At 63.1% G+C, this 23,959-nt stretch carries 24 protein-coding genes; 14 read left to right on the forward strand and 10 right to left on the reverse strand.

Features of this window, described 5'->3' with window-relative positions; genetic code table 11:
* Nucleotides 1-255 precede the first annotated feature (255 nt).
* The 6 genes from BLR80_RS04390 (at nucleotide 256) to BLR80_RS04415 (ending at nucleotide 6,709) form a co-directional block, all read left to right on the forward strand.
* Nucleotides 256-1,170 (forward strand): respiratory chain complex I subunit 1 family protein, encoded by a 915-nt coding sequence (locus BLR80_RS04390; protein ID WP_281241589.1) that lies wholly within the window; start codon nucleotides 256-258, stop codon nucleotides 1,168-1,170.
* 43 nt (nucleotides 1,171-1,213) lie between these two features.
* A complete protein-coding gene (locus BLR80_RS04395; protein WP_092076668.1) occupies nucleotides 1,214-1,843 on the forward strand; it encodes a hydrogenase in 630 nt (209 codons plus the stop codon).
* A gap of 4 nt (nucleotides 1,844-1,847) precedes the next feature.
* On the forward strand, nucleotides 1,848-3,272 hold the full coding sequence (locus tag BLR80_RS04400) for a proton-conducting transporter transmembrane domain-containing protein (RefSeq protein WP_092076670.1): 1,425 nt from the start codon (nucleotides 1,848-1,850) through the stop codon (nucleotides 3,270-3,272).
* Nucleotides 3,269-4,789, forward strand: coding sequence for a hydrogenase large subunit (locus tag BLR80_RS04405; protein ID WP_092076671.1), 1,521 nt, complete (start codon nucleotides 3,269-3,271; stop codon nucleotides 4,787-4,789). Before BLR80_RS04400 ends, BLR80_RS04405 begins: the two co-directional genes overlap by 4 nt.
* Before the next feature lie 29 nt (nucleotides 4,790-4,818).
* Nucleotides 4,819-5,574: an NADH-quinone oxidoreductase subunit B family protein gene (locus tag BLR80_RS04410; protein ID WP_092076673.1), complete on the forward strand. Its 756-nt coding sequence runs from the start codon at nucleotides 4,819-4,821 to the stop codon at nucleotides 5,572-5,574.
* A gap of 535 nt (nucleotides 5,575-6,109) precedes the next feature.
* The gene (locus BLR80_RS04415) at nucleotides 6,110-6,709 is read left to right on the forward strand and encodes a nitroreductase family protein (protein WP_092076675.1); all 600 of its coding nucleotides are present in this window, start codon (nucleotides 6,110-6,112) and stop codon (nucleotides 6,707-6,709) included.
* Between the two features lie 137 nt (nucleotides 6,710-6,846).
* Here BLR80_RS04415 and BLR80_RS04420 read toward each other — a convergent pair whose 3' ends face one another.
* Genes BLR80_RS04420 through BLR80_RS04460 form a run of 9 tightly spaced genes read right to left on the reverse strand, consistent with a single transcriptional unit; the run spans nucleotide 6,847 to nucleotide 14,227 of the window.
* A complete protein-coding gene (locus tag BLR80_RS04420; RefSeq protein ID WP_092076677.1) occupies nucleotides 6,847-8,595 on the reverse strand; it encodes a proton-conducting transporter transmembrane domain-containing protein in 1,749 nt (582 codons plus the stop codon).
* The gene (locus BLR80_RS04425) at nucleotides 8,585-8,788 is read right to left on the reverse strand and encodes a hypothetical protein (RefSeq protein ID WP_092076679.1); all 204 of its coding nucleotides are present in this window, start codon (nucleotides 8,786-8,788) and stop codon (nucleotides 8,585-8,587) included. The genes BLR80_RS04420 and BLR80_RS04425 overlap by 11 nt, the downstream gene beginning before the upstream one ends.
* Nucleotides 8,785-10,251, reverse strand: a complete 1,467-nt coding sequence (locus BLR80_RS04430) for a proton-conducting transporter transmembrane domain-containing protein (protein ID WP_092076682.1) — start codon at nucleotides 10,249-10,251, stop codon at nucleotides 8,785-8,787. Before BLR80_RS04430 ends, BLR80_RS04425 begins: the two co-directional genes overlap by 4 nt.
* Nucleotides 10,251-11,738: a monovalent cation/H+ antiporter subunit D family protein gene (locus BLR80_RS04435; RefSeq protein ID WP_092076684.1), complete on the reverse strand. Its 1,488-nt coding sequence runs from the start codon at nucleotides 11,736-11,738 to the stop codon at nucleotides 10,251-10,253. The genes BLR80_RS04430 and BLR80_RS04435 overlap by 1 nt, the downstream gene beginning before the upstream one ends.
* Nucleotides 11,735-12,088, reverse strand: coding sequence for a cation:proton antiporter subunit C (locus BLR80_RS04440; protein WP_171906310.1), 354 nt, complete (start codon nucleotides 12,086-12,088; stop codon nucleotides 11,735-11,737). Before BLR80_RS04440 ends, BLR80_RS04435 begins: the two co-directional genes overlap by 4 nt.
* Nucleotides 12,085-13,068: a DUF4040 domain-containing protein gene (locus tag BLR80_RS04445; RefSeq protein ID WP_092076686.1), complete on the reverse strand. Its 984-nt coding sequence runs from the start codon at nucleotides 13,066-13,068 to the stop codon at nucleotides 12,085-12,087. The genes BLR80_RS04440 and BLR80_RS04445 overlap by 4 nt, the downstream gene beginning before the upstream one ends.
* Nucleotides 13,068-13,385 (reverse strand): monovalent cation/H(+) antiporter subunit G, encoded by a 318-nt coding sequence (mnhG, locus tag BLR80_RS04450; RefSeq protein WP_092076688.1) that lies wholly within the window; start codon nucleotides 13,383-13,385, stop codon nucleotides 13,068-13,070. Before mnhG ends, BLR80_RS04445 begins: the two co-directional genes overlap by 1 nt.
* Nucleotides 13,369-13,665, reverse strand: coding sequence for an MrpF/PhaF family protein (locus tag BLR80_RS04455; protein ID WP_342743344.1), 297 nt, complete (start codon nucleotides 13,663-13,665; stop codon nucleotides 13,369-13,371). Before BLR80_RS04455 ends, mnhG begins: the two co-directional genes overlap by 17 nt.
* A gap of 49 nt (nucleotides 13,666-13,714) precedes the next feature.
* The gene (locus BLR80_RS04460; RefSeq protein WP_092076692.1) at nucleotides 13,715-14,227 is read right to left on the reverse strand and encodes a Na+/H+ antiporter subunit E; all 513 of its coding nucleotides are present in this window, start codon (nucleotides 14,225-14,227) and stop codon (nucleotides 13,715-13,717) included.
* 228 nt (nucleotides 14,228-14,455) lie between these two features.
* On the opposite strand from BLR80_RS04460, the gene BLR80_RS04465 reads away from it, so the two are divergent.
* The 8 genes from BLR80_RS04465 (at nucleotide 14,456) to BLR80_RS04500 (ending at nucleotide 22,504) form a co-directional block, all read left to right on the forward strand.
* Nucleotides 14,456-14,977, forward strand: a complete 522-nt coding sequence (locus BLR80_RS04465; protein WP_092076694.1) for a hypothetical protein — start codon at nucleotides 14,456-14,458, stop codon at nucleotides 14,975-14,977.
* A gap of 378 nt (nucleotides 14,978-15,355) precedes the next feature.
* Nucleotides 15,356-16,255 (forward strand): UbiA-like polyprenyltransferase, encoded by a 900-nt coding sequence (locus tag BLR80_RS04470; protein WP_092076696.1) that lies wholly within the window; start codon nucleotides 15,356-15,358, stop codon nucleotides 16,253-16,255.
* A 62-nt stretch (nucleotides 16,256-16,317) separates the two neighbouring features.
* Nucleotides 16,318-16,959 (forward strand): UbiX family flavin prenyltransferase, encoded by a 642-nt coding sequence (locus BLR80_RS04475; protein ID WP_245691338.1) that lies wholly within the window; start codon nucleotides 16,318-16,320, stop codon nucleotides 16,957-16,959.
* On the forward strand, nucleotides 16,943-18,058 hold the full coding sequence (mqnE, locus tag BLR80_RS04480) for an aminofutalosine synthase MqnE (protein WP_092076700.1): 1,116 nt from the start codon (nucleotides 16,943-16,945) through the stop codon (nucleotides 18,056-18,058). Before BLR80_RS04475 ends, mqnE begins: the two co-directional genes overlap by 17 nt.
* Entirely contained in the window at nucleotides 18,042-19,130 is a 1,089-nt protein-coding gene (gene mqnC / locus BLR80_RS04485) for a cyclic dehypoxanthinyl futalosine synthase (protein WP_092076702.1), read from the forward strand. The genes mqnE and mqnC overlap by 17 nt, the downstream gene beginning before the upstream one ends.
* A gap of 49 nt (nucleotides 19,131-19,179) precedes the next feature.
* On the forward strand, nucleotides 19,180-20,226 hold the full coding sequence (hisC, locus tag BLR80_RS04490) for a histidinol-phosphate transaminase (protein WP_092076704.1): 1,047 nt from the start codon (nucleotides 19,180-19,182) through the stop codon (nucleotides 20,224-20,226).
* Complete coding sequence (gene mutY / locus BLR80_RS04495) at nucleotides 20,226-21,410, forward strand: A/G-specific adenine glycosylase (protein WP_092076706.1); 1,185 nt, start codon at nucleotides 20,226-20,228, stop codon at nucleotides 21,408-21,410. Before hisC ends, mutY begins: the two co-directional genes overlap by 1 nt.
* Complete coding sequence (locus BLR80_RS04500) at nucleotides 21,389-22,504, forward strand: ribonuclease D (RefSeq protein ID WP_092076708.1); 1,116 nt, start codon at nucleotides 21,389-21,391, stop codon at nucleotides 22,502-22,504. Before mutY ends, BLR80_RS04500 begins: the two co-directional genes overlap by 22 nt.
* 158 nt (nucleotides 22,505-22,662) lie before the next feature.
* On the opposite strand, the gene BLR80_RS04505 is transcribed toward BLR80_RS04500, so the two are convergent.
* Nucleotides 22,663-23,958, reverse strand: a complete 1,296-nt coding sequence (locus tag BLR80_RS04505; RefSeq protein WP_171906311.1) for an HDOD domain-containing protein — start codon at nucleotides 23,956-23,958, stop codon at nucleotides 22,663-22,665.
* Nucleotide 23,959 lies beyond the last annotated feature (1 nt).

A 23,959-nucleotide genomic window follows, 5' to 3' on the forward strand; every position in this document is an offset into this window, starting at 1 on the left:
GCAAGAAGGCTTTTTGGATGACTTCGCAAGAAGTCAGCGCCACGCCCATGAATGGGCGCGCTAATGAATGGCTTGGTTTGTAAGCTGTTGTTTTATGAGAAAAAGGAAGCCGCATTTTCGCTTTGCGACCTCATCTTTTTTGCTTCTGCGCTTTTTTGTCAGCAAGGGGAAAATCGTACGTTCGGCTTGCCCAGCCGGATAAGCTCCGTAAGGGTCTTTTCCAGGCGCCGGGCAAGTGGAAAGGATGGCGGGCTCATGTTGGGTTCTGTTCTGTTGCATCTGCTGGTGTTGCTGCTGTTTGCACCGTTGCTGCTGGGGGTGATCACCAAAACCAAGGCTGCGTTTGCCGGCCGGGTCGGCGCGCCGCTGCTGCTGCCCTATTACGATCTGGCGCGGCTGTGGCGTAAAGGTTTTGTGCTGAGTCAGACCACCAGCTGGGTGTTCCTCGCCGGTCCGGCGGTGGGCTTGGTGGTGCCACTGCTAGCCGCTCTGCTGCTGCCGTTGGGACCGCTGGCGGCGCCGCTGTCCTTTCGCGGCGATCTGATCCTGTTCGTCTACCTGTTCGCCCTGGGACGGTTTTTCACTGCCACGGCGGCCCTTGATACCGGATCGAGTTTTGAAGGCATGGGCGCGGCCCGCGAGGTGACCTTTTCCTGCTTGGCCGAACCGACCCTGTTTTTTGTGCTGCTGGCCCTGGCCCGCTGCGGCAACAGTTTGACCCTCAATGGCATGTTGGGAGGGCATCTGGCGGCCCTGTGGGCCAGTACGACTGGCGCGGCCCTGGCCTTGCTGGTGGTTTGTCTGCTGGTGCTGCTACTGGTGGAAAACTCGCGCATTCCCTTCGATGATCCCAATACCCACCTGGAACTGACCATGGTGCACGAGGTCATGGTGCTGGATCACAGCGGTCCGGCCCTGGCTCTGATTCATTATGGCGCGGCGCTGAAGCTGATGGTGCTGGGCGCGCTCATTGTCCGTTTGCTGCTGCCCTTTGAAACCGGCCAGCTGGCACTGGATCTGACGTTGTTTCTTGTGGGTCTGCTGCTGCTGGCGGTGGTGGTCGGGGTCATCGAATCGACCATGGCGCGGCTGCGACTGCCGCGTGTGCCACAGGTGCTGGTGGGAACCAGTCTGCTGTCGCTGTTCGCCCTGGTGCTGATTCTGCGCTGAGCCACCATCTGTTTGAATGCCTATCCCTGAACTGGAGGGGCCGATGACCAACATTGTCTTGCTGCTGATTCTGCTGATCAATTTTTATGCGCTGGGCACCGCCCGACTGGTGGCCGGCATTCGCGCCGTGGCCCTGCAGGGCGCCCTGCTGGCCCTGCTGCCGCCACTGGCCCATGGTCTGCATGGTCACACCCTGTTCCTGACCCTGGTCAGCCTGAGTCTTAAGGGACTGCTGATTCCCTGGCTGCTGCAGCGGGCCATTCGCGAGGTGCGCATCCGCCGCGAAATCGAGCCGTTGATTGGCTATGTGCCGACCCTGATTCTCGGTACGCTGGTGACGGTTGGTTCCTTTTTGTTCAGTGACTTTCTGCCGCTGGCGCCGGAGCATTACCGCAGCCTGTTCATTCCGGCAGCGCTGGCCACCCTGTTCAGCGGTTTTTTGCTGCTGATGACCCGGCGCAAGGCCATTACCCAGGTGCTGGGCTATCTGATCATGGAAAACGGTATCTTCATCTTTGCCGTGCTGCTGGCCGAGGCCATGCCGCTGACGGTCGAGGCCGGGGTGTTGCTCGACCTGCTGGTGGCCACCTTCGTCATGGGAATCGTCATGAATCAGATCAACCGTGAATTCGCCGCCCTGAGCACCAGCTCGCTGACGGCTCTGAAGGAGTGATGCCATGCTGCTGTTGTTGATGCTTCTGCCGCTGGCGGCGGCCCTGCTGGCCCTGCTGCTGCCCTGGCACCAGGGCCGCTCCTGGTTGCTGGCCGGCTGCGCCAGTCTGCATCTGGCGCTCTGTCTGTTCGCCTTCGACCGGATGACGCCGCTGGGCAGCTGGTTCGGTTTCGATGCCCTGTCGCATCTGGTGCTGCTGGTTACCAGCCTGCTGTACTGCGGTTGTTCGTTTTATGCCGTTGGTTATTTCAATATTCACCGGGAGCGGGGCAACCGCGTTATCGTCTTCTGTCTGCTGCTGTTTCTCGCCACCATGACCATGGCTATCGCCGCCCGCCATTTCGGGGTGCTGTGGGTGGCGGTGGAGGGGACCACTCTGGCCAGCGCGCCGCTGATCTATTACAACCGCAATCGCCTGTCCATCGAAGCCACCTGGAAGTATCTGCTGCTGTGTTCGGTCGGGATCGGCCTGGCCATGGTCGGCATCCTGTTCTTTGCCTATGCCGCGCTGGTCAGCCAGTTGCAGCCGGTGTCGCTGCAGCTGGATGTGTTGCTGGCCCAGGCCCCGCAGCTGGCGCCGGCCTGGCTCCATGCCGGCTATGCTTTTTTGCTGGTCGGCTTCGGTACTAAGATGGGGCTGGCACCGCTGCACAGCTGGAAACCCGACGCCTACGGCGAGGCGCCGGGACTGGTGGGCGCGCTGCTGGCCGGCGGTCTGACCAGCGTTGCCTTTCTTGCCATCCTGCGGGCGGTGCAGGTGATGACGGCTGCCGGCGACGGTCCGTTGGCACGGCAGATCCTGCTGGTGCTGGGCCTGCTGTCGCTGTTGCTGGCGGCCGTGTTCATGGTGCGCCAGCCCGATATCAAGCGGCTGCTGGCCTATTCGTCGGTGGAACACATGGGCCTGCTGGCCATCGGCATTGGCATTGGCGGCCTGGCCACCTTCGCTGCCCTGCTGCATCTGATCAACAACGCCCTGACCAAGGGTTGCCTGTTCCTGTCGGCCGGCAACATCCAGCGGGCCTATGCCAGCAAGCGCCTGTCTGAGGTGCGCGGCGCACTGGCGACCCTGCCGCTGTCGGGCGGGCTGTTCCTGGCCGGGTTTCTGGCCATTACCGGCTCGCCGCCCTTTGGCCCCTTCATCAGCGAATTCACCCTGCTGCGCGGCATGATGGCCGCTGATCGCGGCGGCATTGCCCTGCTGGTGCTGGTGCTGCTGGCACTGGTGTTTGTCGGCATGGCGGCCACGGCCCTGACGGCCACCCAGGGTGAAGCTGTCAAGCTCGACACGCCCTATGCCGACCGTCCCCTGCTGGTGGTGCCACCGCTGTGTTTCCTGCTGTTGGTGCTGCTGTTGGGACTCTATCTGCCGGAACCGTTGCAGCAGGCCCTGCAGGCGGCGGCCGCCGTTGTGGAGGTGCGCTCATGAGCTTTCCCGCCACCGCCTGCTGTTTCACTCCCAACCAGCGTGTTGCCCTGGCCGATCTGCCGCTTCTGAACTATGCCGACTTTGCTGCCGCCCTGTTGCAGACGGTGGCCGAGGGGGGGCGGATCGCCAGCTACTTCGGTCGGCCGACCGCTGCCGGGCTGGAGATTTTCGCCCTTGCCCTGCGCGATGACCGGCGGGGCCGCCTGGCGCTGTGGCGCACCCGTGTGGGCGCTGAATTTGATGCCCTGACACCGGTCTGTCCGCAACTGCATCTGTTTGAGCGGGAACTGGCCGAGCAGTACGGCGTGCGGCCTGTCGGCCATCCCTGGCTCAAGCTGGTGCGTTTTCATCGTCCCTGGGGCGGCGCGGTTGACCTGTGGGACCGCAAGGGCGCCTGCTCCTGTGGTCAGATGGATTTTTACCAGGTGGAAGGTGAGGAGGTCCACGAGGTGGCCGTAGGCCCGGTCCATGCCGGTATCATTGAACCTGGCCATTTCCGTTTTCAGTGTCACGGCGAGGAGGTGTTGCATCTGGAGATCTCCCTCGGCTATCAGCACCGTGGCCTGGAACCCGATCTGATCGGTGGCCCCCAGGGGCGCACGCCTTATCAGCTGGAAGCCGTCGCCGGCGACAGCAGCATTGCCCAGGCCACCGCCTACGCGGAACTGGTCGAAACCCTGGCCGGCATCAGTGCCCCGCCGCGGGCGCTGCAGCTGCGTGCCCTTGGGCTGGAATACGAGCGCCTCGCCAACCATGTTGGCGATGTCGGCGCCCTGGCCGGCGATGTCGGTTTTTTGCCCACCTCCTCCTTTTGTGGTCGTCTGCGCGGCGACTATCTCAATCTCAGCGCCGAGCTGTGTGGCAGCCGCTTCGGCCGTGGTCTGGTGCGGCCTGGCGGGGTGGTATTCGATCTTGACGACGCGCTGATCAAGCGCATGTGCGAGCGGCTGGCCATTCTTGAGCCTGAAACGCGCGGCGCCATCGATCTGTGTTTCGATACCCCTTCGGTGCTGGCACGTTTCGAGGGCATTGGTTGTCTTCGTACGGAAGACGCCGAGGCGCTGGGCCTGGTCGGCCTGCCGGCGCGGGCCTGCGGCCTGGCCCGTGATCTGCGGCAGAACTATCCCAACAGTTTCTGGGCCGAAAATTTCGGTGACTGCCTGACCGAAGACAGCGGAGATATCTTCGCTCGTGGCAACCTGCGGCGGCGCGAGATCTACGCTGCCCTGGCTCAGGTCAACCAGATTCTGCGCCGCTTGACGGCAGGGCCGCTGACGCGGCCGGTGGCTGCCTTGGCGCCCAACAGTCTGGCGGTCGGTCTGTGCGAGGGTTGGCGCGGCGAACTGGTGCATGTGGCGCTGACCGATGATGCCGGTTGTTTCGAACGCTACAAGATTGTCGATCCGTCATTCCATAACTGGAGCGGTCTGGCCCAGGCGCTGCGTGGCCAGCAGATCTCCGATTTTCCGCTGTGTAACAAAAGCTTCAATCTGTCCTACTGTGGTTTCGACCTGTAACCGGCAGGTGGTAGCGAAAGAGAGGCGTCATGCTGAGTATTTTGCGCGAGCGGTTGCGGCAGGGCCACCGCACCAGTAAATATCCCAAAATCGAGCCGACCCTGGCTGGTCGTTTTCGTGGTCTGCCGCAACTGAACGAGGAATTGTCGCCGCAGACGCGGCAGGCGGCCATTGCCAGCTGCCCGTTCGAGGCCCTGAGCGAGGCGGATGAACGGCTGCAGCTCGATCTGGGCCGCTGTCTGTTCTGTGCCGACTGTCCGGCGGTGTGCCAGCATCGGGCGATGCAGTTCACTGGTGATTATCGTCTGGCGGTGCGCCGGCGCGAGGATCTGCTGCTGCACGATGGCACCCTGCGGCGGGCCGACCAGTTGTCCGACAAGCTGTTGCGGCTGTTTGGTCGTTCCATCAAGCTGCGTCAGGTATCGGCTGGGGGTTGTAACGCCTGCGAGGCGGATCTCAACGTGCTTTCGACCCTGCTGTTCGATCTCGGCCGTTTCGGTATCCAGTTTGTCGCCTCGCCGCGTCATGCCGACGGTCTGGTGGTGACCGGGCCAGTGACGGAAAACATGCGCGAGGCTCTGCTGGCGACCTATGCCGCCATGCCCGAGCCCAGGCTGGTGATCGCTGCCGGTGCCTGCGCCATTGCCGGCGGGCCGTTCCGTACCAGCAATCAGGCCCATCAGGGTATTGGCGATCTTCTGCCCGTTGATCTGTATATTCCCGGCTGTCCCTTTCATCCCTTCACTGCCCTTGATGGCTTTCTGCGTCTGCTCGGCAAAATCTGACGACGACATGGACAGGGCGTTACCTCAGCTCCCGGCGCTCATTCGCCGGGAGTTTTTTGTGGTGTGATTGATCAGGGAGGTGGCTCAGGAAGGCGTAAACAGCGTTTATGTGCCGTCATCCGGGTTGGGTGTTGTGTCAGTACGCCCACGATCCAGCATTATTACAGCAAAATAATCTATTAACGAACTAATCAGCGGGGACGATTTGAAGGGTCGGGGGGAGTCTGTAAATTGAGCTGTAAGATTTCGAAATTACTGTTGAAAAAACAAAAGATGACCATTCCTTGCCAAGCCGAAAACTTTTGCTATGGTTAAGATATTAAATTGCCACAGCGAAACAGTCTGAAAAAAAACTTGCACTGGAAAAATACAAACACTATTTTATTTCCAGGTTATGGGTGAGGGTTGAATGACCCCTTAAGTCGCTGCCGGATCGGCTGGCAGCGCTGTTCAGACAAGGTAACGTGGTTTGGTCAGAGCTGCCGGCGCGGGTACGCCGGCAGCTCTCCCCCCGACGACAGCAAGGGAGGTAGTTATGACAGTGGTTCCTGAATGCGATTTCCGCAAACTGATCGAGAAGACCCGCAATTATCATTATTTTGTCGAGTCGGAGAAGGTGTCCGAGGAGGTTCTGCGCGAACTGGTTGATTATGCCCGCCTGGCGCCCTCGACCAGCAACCTGAACCAGCAGCCGTTGCGCTACATCATCTCCTGCGATCCGGCCCGCAACGAACAGATTTTCGATACCCTGTCGTGGCAGGGTTATCTGCGGGGCTGGGGTGGCCCGATCAAGGGTGTCAAGCCGACGGGCTACATCATCATTCTCGGCGACAAGACCGTTTGCAGCAGCTATGTAGCCGACCAGGGCATTGCAGCCCAGTCGATTCTGCTTGGGGCTACCCACCTTGGGCTGGGTGGCTGCATCGCGGCCAAGGTGCAGCGGCGCAAGCTGCGCGAGGCCCTTGACCTGCCGACCCGTTATGAGATTCTGCTGGTGGTGGCCATCGGCAAGCCGGGGGAAGCGATTGTTATCGAAAACCAGGAGCCCGGCTCCGACGCCTACGGCTGGCATGATGAAAGTGGCAACTACCATCTGCCCAAGCGCAGCCTTGACAGCGTCATTCTCAAATACTGACGAGGTGGTTTCCGGTTCTGGCAACTGACTGATGTTACACCCTATGCAATACAAAAAAAACGGACCAGTGGGTCCGTTTTTTTTGTATTGCGGATGGAAAGGCTCTGCTGTGGGCCATCAGATCCGCTTGGCTGGCCTTAGCAGCCCAGACCGAAACTGGTGCAGAAAAACTGCCACAGCGAGCGGGTCTTGAGGTTGTACAGGACAATATAACTGGCCAGCAGCAGGGCGACCCAGAGCGCCAAGCTGCCGGTTGGCCAGCTTCGTGCCAGAATACCGTGGGGGCCGTGGGTGCGGAACAGAAACATGAAGCTGCGAATCTGCGAACTGGTCAGCAGCTGCCACAGGAAGCGGCTGAGTTGCCGCTGGCCATCGAGCAGGCGCTGCCACAGCTGCAGCAACAGCCTGAGCAGGACATCCCAATCACGGCTGTGACCGGCGGTGGGGCGCAAGAACGGCCAGCTCAGCAGGCAGACCAGCCCGGCGACCAGCAGCAGTTGCAGCTGGTGCAGTACGGCGGCCGGGCTGTAGGGCTGGCAGGACGTGGCAAAGGGCAGCAGGCGACAGAACAGCTGGGGCCACCAGCCGGGCAGCAGGCATAGCAGGGCGCTGCCGAGCAGGGCCAGACGGACACTGCTGTTGAGCCGTGTCAGGGATGCAGTGGCCTGGGGCCGGGTCGCGCCGGCGCCGAACAGGGCCAGCGCCGGGAAGCGGATGCCGGCGTTGAAGACCACCGCCGCTGAACTCAGCAGCAGAGCGGTTTCCAGCCAGGGCCAGCTGCTGGCGGCGGCACTGCCGACCAGCAGGGTTTTGCTGACAAAACCGGCGGTCAGCGGCAGGCCGAGGCTGGCAGCGGTGGCCACCAGTACGCAGCCGCTGGTCAGCGGCAACTGGCGCGCCAGGGCCGGCAGGGTGCTGGCGCGGCACTGTCCCAGCTGCTGCAGCAACACGCCGGCGGCCATCACCAGGGTCATCTTGTAGGCGATATGGGCGAAGGCCTGGGCCGCCGCGCCGTTGATGGCGGCCGGGCTGCCAATGCCGGCGGCGACCACCATGAAACCGACCTGATGAATGATGCTGTAGGCCAGCAGGCGTCGCAGGTCATCGGCCAGCAGAGCATAGAGGGTGCCGTACAGGCACAGGTACAGGCCAATGGCAATCAGCAGCGGTTCGCCGGCGAAGGCGCTGAGCAGCACGAAGACGGCAGTTTTGGTGGTCAGGGCCGACAGGATGACCATGCCGGCGGCGCTGGCCTGGGGATAGGTGTCGGCGACCCAGAAACCCAGCGGCGGCGCGCCGGTGTTGACCAGCACCCCGGCCAGAATCAGCCAGTAGGCGGTGGTGGCGGGCGTCAGCGGACCGAACAGCAGGCTCTGGCCGCTGGCGGCCAGGGTGGCGATGCCGCTCAGCAGCAGGACACCACCGGCCAGATGGATCAACAGATAGCGCATGCCGGCTTTGGCGCTATCCGGCTGACGACCACTGAAGACGATCAGGGTTGAGGCCACGGCCATCAGTTCCCAGCCGCATAGCAGGCACAGCCAGTCGCCACTGAAGCAGACGATCAGGGCGCCGGCGGCGTAGCCCCAGGCTGCGGCCAACTCGTGCCGCCGCAGGCTGGTCAGGCCGTAGAGGCTCGTGCCCCACAGCGCCAGGACAAAGGCGCTGGCAAATAGTCGACCGAGGGCGCCCGGCTGCAGCCAGTGCAACTCCAAGCCCAGCCAGACCAGACCGCGGCCGGGTTGCACCAACCACAGCTGCACCAGGGTCAGCGGCGCCATCAGCAGTGGCAACCGACGGATGGTCGGCCAGGGTACGGCTGCAACCAGTACCGCTGTGACCAGCAGCAGCAGGGCCGGATGCACAACGGCAAGGTCAGGCATCATCGCGATTCTCCCGGCGGCGCAGCAGGGGGCGCAGCAGCAGCGTCAGCAGCACAGGCAGCGCGCCGCCCGTCAGACCCAGCAGCAGATAGGCCCCCGGTCGACCCTGCGCCGGTTTCGCCAGCAGCAGTTCAATGGCGGTGAGCAGCAGCGCGCCGGTCAGCAGGGCGCAGGACAGAAAAAGGCGGCGGTTCATGGTGTCACTCCCGGCAGCAGGTTGGCCAGCTCCAGCGGCAGGTCGGGCCAGAAGAACAGCAGCAGGCACAGGCTGGCGGTCAGGCTCAGGGCCAGCGTCATGGGCCAGGGCGCCTCGCCGTGGGGTTGGTGCGGAGGCTTGGCCTCTGGTCGCCAGAAGGCCCGGTGGACAATGGGCACAAAATAGGCGGCGTTGAGCAGGGAACTGGCCAGCAGCACAGCGGCCAGCCACCACAGCTGTTGGCCGGCGACACCCTGCAGCAGGTACCATTTAGAGACGAAACCGGCTGCTGGCGGCAGCCCGATCATCGACAGACTGGCAATGGCGAAGGCCGCAAAGGTCAGCGGCATACGTCGGCCCAGGCCGTCCAGCTCGCTCACCCGGCTTTTGTGGGCTGCTGTATAGATGGCGCCGGCGGCAAAGAACAGGCTGATCTTGCCGGCAGCATGCGCGGCGATGTGCAGCGCGGCGGCGCGGATCGATGCCGGACTCAGAAGGGCGGCGGCGAGGATGACATAGGACAGCTGGCTGACGGTGGAATAGGCCAACCGTCGCTTGAGATTGTCCTGCTGCAGGGCCTTGAGCGAGGCGTACAGAATGGTGCCGGCGGCCAGCGCCAGCAGCAGCTGCTGGGCGGCGCTGTCACGCAGCAGCTGCGGGCCGAAGACGTAGAGCAGAACCTTGACCAGGCAGAACACGCCGGCCTTGACTACGGCCACGGCATGAAGCAGGGCGCTGACCGGCGTTGGCGCCACCATGGCTTCAGGCAGCCAGCGGTGGAGCGGAACCAGCGCCGCCTTGCCGATGCCAAAGGCATACAGCAGCAGCAACAGGACCAGGCTGACGCCACCTAAGTCAGCGGGCAGGATGCCGCCGGCGACAAAACGGCTGGTGCCAGCCAGCTGATTGGTCCAGATGATGGCCGGCAGCAGCAGGCCCATGGAACTGCTGATCAGGATGCCCAGATAGTAGCGACCACCTGAAACGGCATCGTGATCGCCCTTGTGGGTCACCAGCGGATAGGTCGACAGGGTCAGCAGTTCGTAAAACAGAAACAGGGTCGGCAGATTGCCGGCCAGGGCAATGCCCAGGGTGCTGCTGATGGCCAGGGCGAAGCAGACGTACAGGCGGGTCTGATGGCTTTCGTGGTTAGCCCGCATGTAACCGATGGTATAGACGGCGGTGATCAGCCACAGCAGGCTGGCGATGGTGGCGAACAGCAGGCCCAGCGGCTCGGCGCGCAATTCAAACTGCAAGCCGCCGAAGGGCGTGGTCAGTATCAGGGCGGGTGTCTGCAGGGCCTGGGGATGGCGCAGCAATGCGACTACCGAGGCCAGCAGGCTGGCGGCGGTCAGCAGGGTCATGCCCTCGCGCAGGTTGGGCAGCTGACTGCTGGCGGCGATCAGCAGGGCACCACCAGCCGGAATCAGCAGGCACCAGAGCATCAGCGTGGCGCAGTCCATCACAGCCCTCCCCGCAGCACTGCGGCCGCCTGCTGCGCCAGCTGCAGCGGCCAGGCGGCGTCGAAACCGAAATAGAGGTTGGCGCCGACCAGCAGCCACAGCGGCACCAGCAGCGAGGGCGGCGCCTCGGCGTTACCGTGTTCGATTTCATGTAACGGATTGAAATAGGCTGTTTCCACCACCCGCCAGATGTAGATCACCGCCAGCAGCGAACCCAGCAAAATTACCAGCACCACCGGCCACCAGCGGTGTTGCAGGGCGGCCTGGACCAGCAGCCATTTGCTGACGAAGCCGGCTGTGCCCGGTACGCCGATCAGACTCAGGCCGCCGAGGACGAAGGCCGCCATGGTCCAGGGCATCCGCTGGCCGAGGCCACGGAAATCGTTGAGATAAACCGAGCCGGCGCGGTACATCACCGCGCCCATGACCATGAACAGGGCGCCCTTCATCAGGGCGTGGTTGAACAGATGAATGATGCTGGCGGTCAGCGCCGCCTCGCTGTTCAGGCTGATGCCCAGTGTCATGTAGCCGATCTGGGCGACACTGGAGTAGGCCAGCATGCGTTTGATATCGTACTGAAAGATGGCCACCAGCGAGGCGATGACAATGCCGGCCAACGATGGCAGCAGCAGGATCTTGCCGAGGGTCAGCTGCTCGAAAACAAAGCGGTTGCCCAGCACGCTGAAACAGACGCGCAGCAACATATAGACGGCGACCTTGGTGGCGGTGGCGGCCAGAAATACCGTGACCACCGAGGGGGCGTAGCTGTAGGCGTTGGGCAGCCACAAATGCAGCGGAAACAGCGCCAGCTTCAGGCTGATGCCGACGGTGAGAAAGGCAAAGGCGGTGATCAGGGTCCGGTGGCCGTAGGCGGTTTCGGGGATGGCGGCAATGCGCCCGGCCAGATCGGCGATGTTAAGGGTGCCGGTCTGGCTGTAGAGCAGGCCGATGCCGATAAGGATGAAGGTGGCGCCGATGGTGCCCATCACCAGATATTGAAAGGCTGCCGTCAGCGCCCGTCGCTGCTGTCCCAGACCGATCAGGGCATAGGATGACAGCGACGAGAGCTCCAGAAAGACGTAGAGATTGAAGGCATCGCCGGTACTGACGATGCCGAGCAGGCCGGTCAGGCAGATCAGCAGCAGAGCGTAGAACAACGGTATGTCGCGTGGCTGAATCTCCTGCGCGACGCTGCGGCGGGCATAGGGCAGGGTAACGGCGGCGATGCCAGTGACGATCAGCAGCAGCAGGACGGCCAGGGCGTCGATATGGTAGACGATGCCCCAGGGGGCGGGCCAGTTGCCCAGGGCGTAGGGTAACGCCGCGCCGTCGTGCCACAGTGACTGCGCCAGCAGCAGGCTGCTGGCGAAACAGGCCAGGGTGCAGGCGCAGGTCAGGGCCCAGACGGTTGTCGCGCCGCGCATCAGCAGGCACAGGGGAGCGCACAGCAGGGGCAGCAGCACGGGAAGCAGGGGCAGCAGATTCATAACGATTCGTCCCGCAGGCGGATTTCGTCTTCCTCAATGGTGCCGTAGCTCTCATGAATCCGCACCACCAGCGCCAGGCCTACGGCGGTGGTGGCCACGCCGACGACAATGGCCGTCAGAATCAGCACATGGGGCAGAGGATTGGAATACAGTGTCACCCCCGGCGCGGCGATGGGCGCGGTGCCGCCGGTCACCTTGCCCAGCGAGATGTAGAGAATGAACACCGAGGTGGTGAACAGGTTCAGGCCGATGAGCTTCTTGATCAGGTTGCCGCGCGAAATCACGACATAAAAACCTGTCATCATCAGGAAGATTGCCACCCAGTAGTTGTAATGGCCGGCCAGGGTCATAATTGGGGCTCCTTGCGGGAACTGAAAGCGAAGAACATCAACACCATCACGGCGAACACCGTCATGCCGACGCCGGCCTCGATCAGCAGAATGCCGAGATGCTGGCCGACGAGAGGATCGCTGGCCAGGGCGCGGTAATCGAGGAAATGGCCGCCGCGCAGCACACACAGCCAGCCGGTGCCGCCGTAAAGCAGAACGCCACCGGCGGCCAGCAGATAGAGGATGCGAGGCGGCAGAACCTGCAGGGCCTTGGCCAGGCCGTAGGTCAGGGTGTAGAGGATGAGGGCGCTGGCGAAGATCACGCCGGCCTGAAAGCCGCCGCCGGGGCCGTAATCACCATGAAACTGGACATAGAGGGCGAACAGCAGAATCAGTGGTATGAACATCTTGGCGACGATGCGCAGCACCAGATGATCGGCCATGACGCTTGGACGCCGTCGGTTGCGCAAAAACTGGCGCAAGCTGCGAAAGTCGAGCAGGGCCACCACACTGACTCCGGCGGTGAAGATGACCAGGGTTTCCCCCAGGGTGTCGAAGCCGCGATAGCTGGCCAGCACCGAGGTGACAAAATTGGGTGGGCCGACCTCCTGCTGGGATTGGCTGATGTAGCGCGGCGCCACATGCTGATGGATCGGAGCGGCCGGATCGCCGTAGGCCGGCAGGTCGGCGGTGCCGTAAATCAGCACGGCGCCGGTGGTGCAGACCACCAGCAGCGCCAGCCAGGGCTGATGCGGCGGCCGTTTCTCGCGCGTTTCGGTCAGGCGCAGGGCGCCGAGCATCAGAATGCCGGCGATGCCGGTGCCGACGGCCGCCTCGGTAAAGGCGACGTCAACGGCGTCCATGGTGACGAACAGGCAGGCGCACAGCAGGCTGAAGATGCTGGCCAGCATGATGGCGCAGAACAGCTTGCGTACATGGCTGATGGCCAGGGCGGTAATGGCCAGAAAGGTGAGCAGCACAATATCGATCAGCAGTTCCATCAGTCCTCCGTGCCCCGCTGCGACAGCGGTTGTTCCCCGCAGCCCAGGGCGGTTTTGGCCAGGGCATGGCTGGCTGTCGGACTGGTCACCAGCAAAAAGATCAGGATAAAGATCAGTTTCAGGCTGACCAGCGACCAGCCACTTTGCAGCATCAGGCCGGTCAGTACCAGAAAGGCACAGGCTGAATCGGTGAGGCCGCAGGCATGCAGCCGGGTGAAGAAGTCCGGCAGGCGATGGACGCCGATGCCGCCGGTAAGTCCGATCAGGCTGCCGAGCAGCAGAAACACTGCCGTCATCAAATCAAGAAGCAGTGCCATCGGGGTTCTCCGTGACGGCATTGGCCGCAGGTTGGGTGTCTGTGTCGCGGGTATCGTACCAGGCCGGCGCTTTGCGTCCCTCGAAAAAACGCAGCACGGCGATGGTGCTGAGGAAGTTGACCAGGGCGTAGACCAAGGCGATGTCGAGAAAATCCGGCCGACCGGTGAGAAACCCAAGCACGGCGATGAATAAAACGGTTTTTGTGCCAAACAGGTTGACCGCCATCAGTCGGTCGAAGGCTGTCGGACCGAGGATGGCGCGTAGCAGTGCCAGGCCCATCACCAGCAGAATAGCCAGGCCGCTGATGCCGTAGCAGGTGCTGATCAGGTTAGCGCTGTTCATCGGTCGGCTCCAGAGCGCTTACCCGCCGATCCATCGCGCCGGCGAGCAGATCGTCGGCCGCGGCACGACTCAGGGCGTGTACCAGCAGCTGATTGCCGGAAACATTCATGCACAGGGTGCCGGGCGTGAGGGTGATGGAGTTGGCGTAAAGCATCAACCCCAGAGGCGTTTTCTGGCTGGCTTCGATAGGGATGACCGTGGGGCTGATGTCGGGGCGGAGGCGCCAGATGCGCAGGGTTACATCCCAGGTGGATTTGGCCACCTCAACGGCCAGCCACAGCCAGTACAACAGCAGGCGGGCCGGCAAATCAAAGGGCAATGATTCTTCGTCCACCACCGCCATGCGCAGGGCAATGTAGAGGGTCAGCAACACCGACAGGGCACCGAAAGCCAGCATCAGCGGATCGGTATGGCCGGATAGCAGCAGCCAGAACAGTCCGAGCAGCAGGATGAGAAAAAGGGCGTGGCGCAGAGAGCGGGGCGTGGCGGAATGGCGCATGGCAGACCTCCTTCAGGAGAAAAATATAACAGCGTATTATTGAAATCCAAGCCCTTTTTTGGTCAGAGTATTTTCGTAAGAAAATTCTTTTGACGCATTGACAGGGGCCCCCTTGGCGATCATACTGTTCGCCCCATGAAGTTCGCTTGCTGATAGGGGATTCATATCTTTCCGGCCGGAATTTTGCTGACCTCCGGCCGTGGCCTGTTTGTAAAGGGGGGAGGCGGCGTGATTCTGCCGATCGCATTGCCTGTGCTTCTGCTGCTGGTGGCGGTATTGCTGGCTTTGCGCCTGCGCCGGGTGCTACAGGCGCCGCAGCCGCCGGCGCCGGTTTGCCGGCCGGCGGTGCTCGATGAACGCCAGCGCCAGCTGCTCAGCCAGCTCGAAGATTTTTTTGGCCCCGATTGCCGGTTGTTGTCACAGCTGCCATTGCGTGAATTATTCTATCTGCCGGCCGATCCCGCCGACCTGCCACCGGCGCTGGCCGACTACCTGCGCCAACGGCTGCTCAGTTGTGTGGTGTGTGAGCGGGACAGCTTTGCGCCGCGGGCAGTGATCGATATCGCGCCGGTGGCCCAGCGTCAGCAGGATGCCCGCCTGGGTCTGCTGGCTGCGCTGCATTGCCCCTGCGTCTGTCTGGCGGCCGAAGACTACAGTGCCGCCGCTCTAACCACCGCCCTGCAACAACAATTCTCCGGTCCAGACTCAGCGGCTGTGTCTACCGCCGGGCCCTGGTGTCAGCTGTCCTAGCAGGATGTTGAAAAAGTCCCATCCGGGGCTTTTTCAACGCCGCAAGCCGAAAATGCGATTTCCGTCTTGCTCACAAAATCAATCCATTACGAAGTAATGATTGATTTTGGTCGCCCGTCCATGGGCTCCAGCAGGCTGTTCTTCAACAGCCTGCTGGCAGGGGCAGCGTCATAAGCTTTTTCCAGCGTTCCTGATTTTTTCAGTTGGTCGCAAGCGCATTAACGGACTTGGGTGGGTGCCAAATCCCGGGAGGAGATCTGTTCCATCGATCTGTGACCATGGTGTTGGCCGCCGGCAAACGTCTTGCCTCTGTCCTTGCGGCAGGTGTACAGTACGCAGGTTTTACCTGCTGTTCTGCCCTGCGCAAGGAGTTCCGTCATGTCTGCCTGGTCTGCCTCTCTTTGGCTGCCGTTGCGCCTGAAGCTGCGCAACCTGCTGGAGATGATCAAGTTTTCCCATACCATCTTCGCCTTCCCCTTTGCTCTGATTGGCGTGGTGCTGGCCGCCCGCGCCAGTGCCAGCTTGCCCAGCCTGAGCCAGCTGCTGTGGATCTGCCTGGCCATGGTGGGGGCGCGCAGCGCCGCCATGGGACTCAATCGCCTGATCGATGCGCGGATCGACGCGCTCAACCCGCGCACCGCCGAACGCCATATCCCGGCCGGCCGGGTCAGCCGGCGCGAGGCCTGGCTGCTGGTCGCCGGTGCCATCGCCCTGTTTGAACTGGCGGCCTGGGCGCTCAATCCGCTTTGCCTGGCCCTGTCACCGCTGGTGCTGGCCTTTCTGGTGCTTTATTCCTTTGCCAAGCGCTTTACCCCCTACGCTCATCTGATTCTCGGTCTGTGCCTGGCGGCGGCGCCCATCGGCGCCTGGATCGCCCTGCGCGGCGATGTCAGTCTGGCCATTGTCCTCATCGGTCTGGCGGTACTGTTGTGGGTGGCCGGTTTCGATGTTTTCTATGCCTTGCAGGATGTCGAGTTTGACCGCCACCAGGGACTGCATTCGATTCCGGTGTGGCTCGGGGTGGAAAAGTCCTTCGCCGTGGTGCGTGCCTTTCATGTCGGCATGGTGGTCCTGCTGCTGGCGGTGGCGCCACTGGCCGGGCTGGGAACACTGTATCTGATCGGTGTGCTGGCGGTGGCGGCTTTGCTGCTGTATGAGCATCGGCTGGTGCGACCGGGCGACCTGAGCCGGCTGGATGCGGCCTTCTTCACCATGAACGGCTACATCAGCGTGGTGCTGTTTGCCTTTGTTCTGGCCGATACCCTGGTGGCGCTGTGACGGCGCTTGGGAATCAAGCGGCGCGGCGCTCTGCCACAAGTCCGCTCAGCCGTCATGTAGCCGTGGCCCTTACCGGCGCCTCCGGCGCCTGTTACGGTATTGAACTGGTGCGCCAGCTGCTGGCGGCGGATTGCCGCGTGTCGCTGCTGGCTTCGCGTGCCGGTCGTCAGGTGGTGGAGCTGGAAACCGGCCTGGTCTGGCCGGCCGAGGTCGCCAGTTGGCAGGACGCGGTGCAGGCCTATTTTGCCACCAGCGCCAGCCGGTTGCGTTGCTATGGCGCGGATGATTTTTGCGCCCCGGTGGCCAGCGGGTCGGCGGCGGCGGATGCCCTGGTGGTGGTGCCGGCCTCCATGGGCTGCCTGGGACGCCTGGCGGCCGGTATCAGCAGCAATCTGATTGAGCGCGCCGCTGATGTCATGCTCAAGGAAAACCGGCCGTTGCTGCTGGTGCCGCGTGAAACGCCCCTGAGTCGCATCCATCTGGCCAATCTGTTGCGCCTGGCCGAGGCCGGCGCCGTCATCGTGCCGGCCATGCCGGCGTTTTACACCCAGCCGCGCAGTATCGACGATCTGATCCATTTCGTTGTTGGCAAGCTGCTCGATCAGCTGGGGATTGCCCATCAGCTGTTTGTCCGCTGGGGCGCTGCGGCGCCGACCGGTGGCAATGGCGATAGCGGGAGCTGTTCTTATGTCGACTGTGATTGAGCGGGTGCGCGCCGCCCTGGCAGCAGGTGAGCGCATCAGCGACGCCGACGCCCTGGCGCTGTTTGAATCGGACGATTTGCTGGCCATTGGTGCCCTGGCGGCGCAGGTCAACCGGCGCAAGAACGGCGAGCGGGTGTTTTTCAACGTCAACCGCCATATCAACTATACCAATATCTGTGTCAACCAGTGCCGCTTCTGCGCCTTTGCCCGCGAGGCCGGCGACCCGACCGGCTACGCCTATCACCTCGACCAGATTCTGTGCAAGGCCGCCGAAGCCCAGGCCGCTGGCGCCACCGAGCTGCATCTGGTGGGCGGGCTGCACCCGGAGCTGCCGTTTGAGTTCTACCTGCGCATGATGGCGACGCTCAAGGCCAACTTTCCGCAGCTGAGTATCAAGGCCTTTACTGCGGTGGAGATCGACTATTTCGCCCGCCTTGCCGATTTGCCGGTGGAGCAGGTTATCCGCGAGCTCAAGCGTCTGGGACTCGATTCGACTCCCGGTGGCGGCGCCGAGATTCTCGGTGAAACGGTCCGGCGCCAGATCTGCCCGGAGAAGATTTCCGGCGAGCGCTGGCTGGAGGTGACCGAAAAACTGCATCAGGCCGGCCTCAAGAGCAATGCCACCATGCTGTTCGGCCATGTTGAAGGCTATGCCGACCGGGTCGATCATCTGGCACGGCTGCGTGCCCTGCAGGATCGCACCGGCGGGTTTCAGGCCTTTATTCCGCTGGCGTTCCAGCCCGATAACACCCGCATTCCCGAGGCCAGGGGGCCCGGCGGCATCGATTGCCTGAAAACCCTCGCCATCAGTCGTATCTACCTGGATAATTTCGACCATATCAAGGCCTACTGGATCATGCTCGGCCTCAAGGTGGCCCAGGTGGCACTGGCCTTTGGTGTCAACGATCTTGACGGTACCGTGGTGGAGGAAAAGATCGGCCACGACGCCGGTGCCGATTCGCCCCAGGCCCTGAGCAAGGATGAAATCATCCGCCAGATTCAGGCCGCCGGCAAGATAGCGGTGGAGCGGGATACCCATTATCAGCCCTTGCGGGTCTATCCGGCGCCGGCGGAGAACGCGGATGCTCAGACGGATTGAAGGCAAACTGGCGCAGGGCCAGTCCCTTGATGGCGAGGACGCCCTGTGGCTGTTGCAGCGTGCCGACCTGCTGGAGTTGGGCCGGCTGGCCGACGCCGAGCGGGTGCGCCGCCATCCGGCAGGCGAGGTCAGTTTTGTGGTGGACCGCAATGTCAACTACAGCAATGTCTGCACCTGCAAGTGCCGTTTCTGTGCCTTTTATCGCGAAGAGGGCGCGGCGGATGCCTACCTGCTCGATGAGGCGACTATCTTCGCCAAGGTGCAGGAACTGGTCGATCATGGTGGCACCCAGCTGCTGATGCAGGGCGGCATTCATCCGACCCTGCGCATCGACTGGTTCGAGCGGCTGTTCCGACAGCTGCGCCAGCGTTTTCCGATGGTGCAGATCCATTCGCTATCGCCGGCCGAGATTGTCCAGATCGCCCGGCTGTCGCAGCTGTCGTTGGAGGACTGTCTCCACCGGCTGCGGGCCGCCGGCCTGCAGTCCATTCCCGGCGGTGGGGCCGAGGTGCTCGACGACGCGGTGCGCCAGGCCATCTCGCCCAACAAGATCAGCTGGAAACTGTGGGCCGAGGTGATGGCCACGGCCCATCGGCTGGGCATGCAAACCACCGCGACGCTGATGTTCGGTTCCCTCGAAACGCCCCATCAGCTGGTACAGCACCTGCTGCGGGTACGCGAGATGCAGCGCCAGGGCGGTGGCTTCACCGCGTTCATCAGCTGGAGCTATCAGCCCAACAATACCGAGCTGGGCGCCGAACTGGGTGCTGGCGGCGCTACCGGCACGGACTATTTGCGGGTGGTGGCGCTGTCGCGCCTGGTGCTGGACAATATTCCCAACATTCAGGCCAGCTGGGTGACTCAAGGGGCTAAAATGGCCCAGATTGCCCTGCTGTTCGGCGCCAACGACCTGGGGGGGACCATGTTGGAAGAAAACGTGGTCGCCGCTACCGGCGTATCGTTTCGCATGTCACAGGCCGAGCTGATCGAGCTGGCGCGCGACGCCGGTTTTATTCCGGTGCGGCGTACCACCGATTACCGTGTGCTGGAACGCTACCCGGCGCCGGTCTGAAGTTGTCAGACAGACGGTGCCTTCTCCATTACTTGCCAAGGATTCTGCCATGTTGCCGCTGCGCAGGAATATCGCCGAAATGGCCGGCTATGTGCCGGGTTTTCAGCCCGCCGACGCCGAGCGCTGGATCAAGCTCAATACCAATGAGAACCCCTATCCGCCATCGCCACGGGTGGTCGAAGCGATCCGTAACGAGCTGGGGGCTGATGGTGCCCGTCTGCGCCAGTATCCCGATGCCGGCAGTCGGGCGGCGCGGGCGGCGGCGGCGCGTTTGTATGGCTATGATGCCGACTGGCTGATTCTGGCCAACGGCTCCGACGAACTGCTCAATAACCTGATCCGCGCCTTCGCTGGTGAGGGCGACGAGGTGGCCTACATTCACCCGTCCTATTCCTACTACGGCACCCTCATCGCCATTCAGGGCGCGCGGCCGCGCACCTTCGGCCTGACGGCGCAGTTCAAGCTGGCCGATTTTCCGGCTCGCTATGATGGCAAGTTGTTTTTTCTCACCAGTCCGCACGCGCCGCTGGGTTTTGCCTTCAGTCTGGCCGAAATCGAAGACCTGGCGCAGCGCTGCAGCGGCATGCTGGTGGTGGATGAGGCCTATGCCGATTTTGCCGCTGACAGCGCCGTGACACTGGTGCGGCGCTATCCCAATCTGGTGGTGACGCGTACCTTCTCCAAAAGCTATGCCCTGGCCGGTATGCGTCTGGGGCTGGCGGTGGCCCATCCCGAGGTGGTGGCGGCGCTAGACAAGATTCGCGATCACTACCATCTCGACCGTCTGGCGCTGGTGGCGGCGGAGGCGGCGCTGGAGGATCAAGGCTATCTGCGCCAGCGCTTGGCTCAGGTATGCGCCACCCGCGAACGCTTTTCCGTCCGGCTGCGCGCCGCCGGCTATCCGGTGATTGCGTCGCAAGCCAATTTCGTGTTTGTTTCCGCCCCTGACGGCAATGGTCAGCGGCTCTACCAGCAGCTGTATGACGCCCGTATTTTGGTGCGCTACTTCAGCGATGCGCTGCTGTGCCATGGTGTGCGCATCAGCATTGGTACCGATGCCGAGATGGACGCCCTGCTGCAGGTGCTCGGCGCCTGATGCTGCCACGTAGGCAGACGCCGGCAAGCGAGGCTCCGGGGCCGGCGCAGGGCTGTTGCCTGACGGAGCCGGCCGCGCTGGTGACCGAGCTGCTGGCTTGGTATCGCCGCTGCGGCCGTGACCTGCCCTGGCGCCGGACGCGCGACCCCTACCGCATTTGGCTGTCTGAAATCATGTTGCAGCAGACGGGTGTCCAGGCGGTACAGGACTACTACCGCCGCTTTCTCGAACGTTTTCCAAATCTGGCAGCGCTGGCGGCGGCGTCGCTGGATGAGGTTCTGGCACTTTGGGCCGGGCTGGGTTACTACAGTCGGGCGCGCAATCTGCACGCCGCTGCCTGCCAACTGGTGGCCGAGCAGCAGGGCTGTTTTCCGATGGAAGTGGAGCAGTTGATGCAGCTGCCCGGCATTGGCCGCTCGACGGCTGGCGCCATCCGTTCCATCGCCTTCGACCGGCCGGGACCGATTCTCGACGGCAACGTGCGGCGGGTGCTGTGCCGACTGCTGGCACTGCAGCTGCCGCCGCGCAGTCCGGCGGCCGAACGGCAGCTGTGGCATTGGGCCGAGCGGTTGACGCCGACAGCGGCGGCCCACGATTATGCCCAGGCGATCATGGATCTGGGGGCGCTGATCTGCCGTCCGCGTCAGCCAGACTGCGACCGTTGTCCGCTGGCCGGTCACTGCCATGGCCGGCGCTTGGGGCTGCAGCAACAGTTGCCCCTGCGCAGTCGCCGTCCTGCTGTGCCTTTGCGGCTGGAGGTGGCGCTGCTGATAGAAACGCCGCACGGCATCGCCGTGCGCCAGCGACCGTTGCGGGGACTGCTTGGCGGACTGTGGGAATTTCCCTGTCTGCAACTGGCCCAGGAAGCGGATGCGGCGGCCGCCGAAATCGGCCTGTTGCAGCAGCTGCAGCAGCAGCTCGGCCTGCGCGACCTGGCCCAGCCGCTGGGACAGGTGCGCCACGTTTACAGTCACTTTCGCCTGCAGCTGTATGCTTACCGGATACTTCTGGGTGGCACGGCCGATCTGCCGGCCGATTGGCGCTGGCTGACGCCAGAACAATTGTCTGCCTGGCCGCTGCACGGCAGTCATGCCAAAATCCTGCCGCTTTTGTCCGCCGCGCCGGGCAGGGCGTTGTCTCTTGCCAAGGAAGCGTTGTGCCCATGTCCGATGTCCCCCTGTTGACCCGTACGGCACAGGTTGAACAGCTGGCGTGCCAGCTGGCCCGTGAAACGGTTATTGCCGTTGATCTGGAAGCCGATTCGATGCATTCCTACCAGGAGAAGGTCTGCCTGTTGCAGTTCTCCTGGCAGGATCAGACCGCCCTGGTCGATCCGCTGGCCGGAGCCGATCTGGCGGCGCTGCGGCCGCTCATGGCTGATGGCGCCATCACCAAGATCTTTCATGCCGCCGATTATGATATCCGCTGTCTGGCGCGTGATTGCGCCATAGAGGTGCGTGGCCTGTTCGATACCATGGTGGCCTGTCAGTTGCTGGGCGAGGAGCGGGTGGGTCTGGCCGATGTGCTGAAGAAGTATTTTGCCATTGAGCTCGACAAAAGCTGCCAGCGGGCCGACTGGTCACAGCGGCCGCTGCCGGAGAAGATGTTGCGCTATGCCGCCGAGGACACGCGCCATTTGCAGCGGCTGCTGGCGGTGCTGCGGCCGCAGTTGGAGGAAAAAGGCCGTCTGGCCTGGGCGCGGGAGGAGTTCGCCCTGTTGGAGCGGGCGCGTTTCCGGCCCCAGGAAGGACCGGCGGTGCTGCGTTTCAAGGGCGCGGCAGTGCTGCCGCCGGCTCAGCTGGCGGTGTTGCAGACCCTGCTTGAATGGCGCGAAACCGAGGCCTGCCGCCGTGATTGTCCGCCTTACAAGGTGATCGGCAACCGGGAGTTGCTGGCGCTGGCCCAACAGCAGCCAACGGACGAGGCGGCACTGGATAAGCTGGTGGAAGTGCCGGCGCGGCTGCGCCAGCGTTATGGCAAGGCGCTACTGCGTCAGGTTGTTGCCGGTCAGGCCGTGCCGGCGGAACGCTGGCCACGCTTTGCGCGCGGTGAGCGCCAGCCGCGTGATCCGGCGATGGAGGCGCGACTGGCGCGGCTGAAGAAATGGCGCGCGGCCAAGGCGGAGCAGCTCGGGCTGGAGCCGGGGATTCTGATCAACAATGCCAGTCTTGAACAGCTGGCGGCGGAGCAACCCCGCCAGCTGTCGCAGCTTGAGGGCCTCAAGGACTGGCAAAAAACCGAACTGGCTGCCGAGCTGCTGCCCTTGGTGCAGAACTAAGCGAACGGCCATAAATTGGTGAAGTCGCAAAAGGTCTGTTCATGATCTTTTTGCGCGCCCATTCCTGGATGCGGTGATGACTGCTGAAGACATCACCGGCTTGTCGGTTCGGCCGCGTGGTCACGGCTGGTGTCGCTCCAAAGCTGTCAACCGCCGGATCAGGAACTGGTGAGACTGGCGGGTGGTGCCGGCGGGCCGAAGGCCGCCGCCACCAGCTCATCAATCAGCGGCAGATTGTCGCGCAGTGCCGGCCACTGCAGTCGTTTGAGATCGAGATAGTGGCACTGGCGCTGGCTTTGCTCCCAGCTGTCGGGGTTGGTCAGCAACGAGTGGCTGAGGAAGACCGTTTCCACCAGCGGCTGGAATTCGCGGGCTTCGGCCGGATGCTGATAGTGGCGGATAACGCTGTGCAACTGTGGCGCCAGATTCCAGCGGCGCGCCAGCAGGGCACCGGCGTTCTGATGAAACTTCTGCACCAGGCGCGCGGTTTCGCCGCTGCTGCGGTCGGCGCTGTCGAGCAGTTCCAGCAACAGCACCTTGCCCAGATTGTGCAGCAGGCCGCAGGTGTAGGCCAGCTGATCATCGCCGCCGAGCTGGGCGGCGATCTGCTGGCTCAGGCAGGCACAGCGCAGACCGTGCTGCAGCAGCTGCAGCACCGTTTCGGGCTGGCGCGGCCGGCTGGCGGTGGCGGCCTTGGCATGCAGAATGCCCAGCAGGTAATCGCTGCTGTAGAGTGTGCGGGCCTGTGCCAGGGTGGCGGCCTGGCCGTGCTCGGGGCCAATGCCGGAATTGACCACCCGCAGCAGCGAAGCGGTCAGGATCGCATCGTTGCGCACCAGCTCGAACAGCTCCGCGGCGGGCTGCGGTTGCTGCCACAATTGATCAAGACGTTTGACGCTGACAGGCAGCAATGGCAGGTTCAGGCCGCTGGAAACAATACGCTGAGCCAGCTGACGCAGCAGCTCGTCGTCGCTGGTTGCCGGGTTGGCGCCAGCGAGAATCTGTTTGAGAGCGTCCTCCTCGCTGATGCGGATGGGGCCTTCGAGGGCTTCGCGCGGCAGCTGATCGGCAAACTCAAAGGTGCCCTGGGTCCAGCTCAGGGCGTCGGCCAGGGCCGCGGTGGCCAGCTGTGACAGGGCCAGCTGCAGCTGCTGCCGGTCGAAGATGTTCTTTTTCAGCAGGCTGTCGGTGAAGGTAAGGCCGTTGCGTTTGCTGTCCTGCAGCAGGAAGCCGGCCCAGGCCGTGGTCAGATCGCCACGCTGGACCAGATATTCTCCGACCCGTTCGCCCCCCTTGTTGGAGGTGAGGTAGATCAGGTGGCCGTGATTGAAATACAGCCGCTTGCACAGACCCTCCCGACACAGGGTCAGGGTGCCGGTACGCTGTTGCAGGGCACAGCCGCGCAATAGCTCCGCCAGCGAAATCTGATTGAGGTTTCCGGTCTTGCGGTTCATT

It is taken from the genome of Desulfuromonas thiophila, from assembly GCF_900101955.1.
GTDB lineage: Bacteria > Desulfobacterota > Desulfuromonadia > Desulfuromonadales > Desulfuromonadaceae > Pseudodesulfuromonas > Pseudodesulfuromonas thiophila.

What these genes read in the sequence shown, in the direction of transcription:
- BLR80_RS04390 (WP_281241589.1), top strand. Translation starts at nt 256, where the DNA reads ATGTTGGGTTCTGTTCTGTTGCATCTGCTGGTGTTGCTGCTGTTTGCA.
- BLR80_RS04395 (WP_092076668.1), top strand. Translation starts at nt 1,214, where the DNA reads ATGACCAACATTGTCTTGCTGCTGATTCTGCTGATCAATTTTTATGCG.
- BLR80_RS04400 (WP_092076670.1), top strand. Translation starts at nt 1,848, where the DNA reads ATGCTGCTGTTGTTGATGCTTCTGCCGCTGGCGGCGGCCCTGCTGGCC.
- BLR80_RS04405 (WP_092076671.1), top strand. Translation starts at nt 3,269, where the DNA reads ATGAGCTTTCCCGCCACCGCCTGCTGTTTCACTCCCAACCAGCGTGTT.
- BLR80_RS04410 (WP_092076673.1), top strand. Translation starts at nt 4,819, where the DNA reads ATGCTGAGTATTTTGCGCGAGCGGTTGCGGCAGGGCCACCGCACCAGT.
- BLR80_RS04415 (WP_092076675.1), top strand. Translation starts at nt 6,110, where the DNA reads ATGACAGTGGTTCCTGAATGCGATTTCCGCAAACTGATCGAGAAGACC.
- BLR80_RS04420 (WP_092076677.1), bottom strand. Translation starts at nt 8,595, where the DNA reads ATGATGCCTGACCTTGCCGTTGTGCATCCGGCCCTGCTGCTGCTGGTC.
- BLR80_RS04425 (WP_092076679.1), bottom strand. Translation starts at nt 8,788, where the DNA reads ATGAACCGCCGCCTTTTTCTGTCCTGCGCCCTGCTGACCGGCGCGCTG.
- BLR80_RS04430 (WP_092076682.1), bottom strand. Translation starts at nt 10,251, where the DNA reads ATGGACTGCGCCACGCTGATGCTCTGGTGCCTGCTGATTCCGGCTGGT.
- BLR80_RS04435 (WP_092076684.1), bottom strand. Translation starts at nt 11,738, where the DNA reads ATGAATCTGCTGCCCCTGCTTCCCGTGCTGCTGCCCCTGCTGTGCGCT.
- BLR80_RS04440 (WP_171906310.1), bottom strand. Translation starts at nt 12,088, where the DNA reads ATGACCCTGGCCGGCCATTACAACTACTGGGTGGCAATCTTCCTGATG.
- BLR80_RS04445 (WP_092076686.1), bottom strand. Translation starts at nt 13,068, where the DNA reads ATGGAACTGCTGATCGATATTGTGCTGCTCACCTTTCTGGCCATTACC.
- mnhG (WP_092076688.1), bottom strand. Translation starts at nt 13,385, where the DNA reads ATGGCACTGCTTCTTGATTTGATGACGGCAGTGTTTCTGCTGCTCGGC.
- BLR80_RS04455 (WP_342743344.1), bottom strand. Translation starts at nt 13,665, where the DNA reads ATGGGCCTGGCACTGCTACGCGCCATCCTCGGTCCGACAGCCTTCGAC.
- BLR80_RS04460 (WP_092076692.1), bottom strand. Translation starts at nt 14,227, where the DNA reads ATGCGCCATTCCGCCACGCCCCGCTCTCTGCGCCACGCCCTTTTTCTC.
- BLR80_RS04470 (WP_092076696.1), top strand. Translation starts at nt 15,356, where the DNA reads ATGTCTGCCTGGTCTGCCTCTCTTTGGCTGCCGTTGCGCCTGAAGCTG.
- mqnE (WP_092076700.1), top strand. Translation starts at nt 16,943, where the DNA reads ATGTCGACTGTGATTGAGCGGGTGCGCGCCGCCCTGGCAGCAGGTGAG.
- mqnC (WP_092076702.1), top strand. Translation starts at nt 18,042, where the DNA reads ATGCTCAGACGGATTGAAGGCAAACTGGCGCAGGGCCAGTCCCTTGAT.
- hisC (WP_092076704.1), top strand. Translation starts at nt 19,180, where the DNA reads ATGTTGCCGCTGCGCAGGAATATCGCCGAAATGGCCGGCTATGTGCCG.
- mutY (WP_092076706.1), top strand. Translation starts at nt 20,226, where the DNA reads ATGCTGCCACGTAGGCAGACGCCGGCAAGCGAGGCTCCGGGGCCGGCG.
- BLR80_RS04500 (WP_092076708.1), top strand. Translation starts at nt 21,389, where the DNA reads ATGTCCGATGTCCCCCTGTTGACCCGTACGGCACAGGTTGAACAGCTG.
- BLR80_RS04505 (WP_171906311.1), bottom strand. Translation starts at nt 23,958, where the DNA reads ATGAACCGCAAGACCGGAAACCTCAATCAGATTTCGCTGGCGGAGCTA.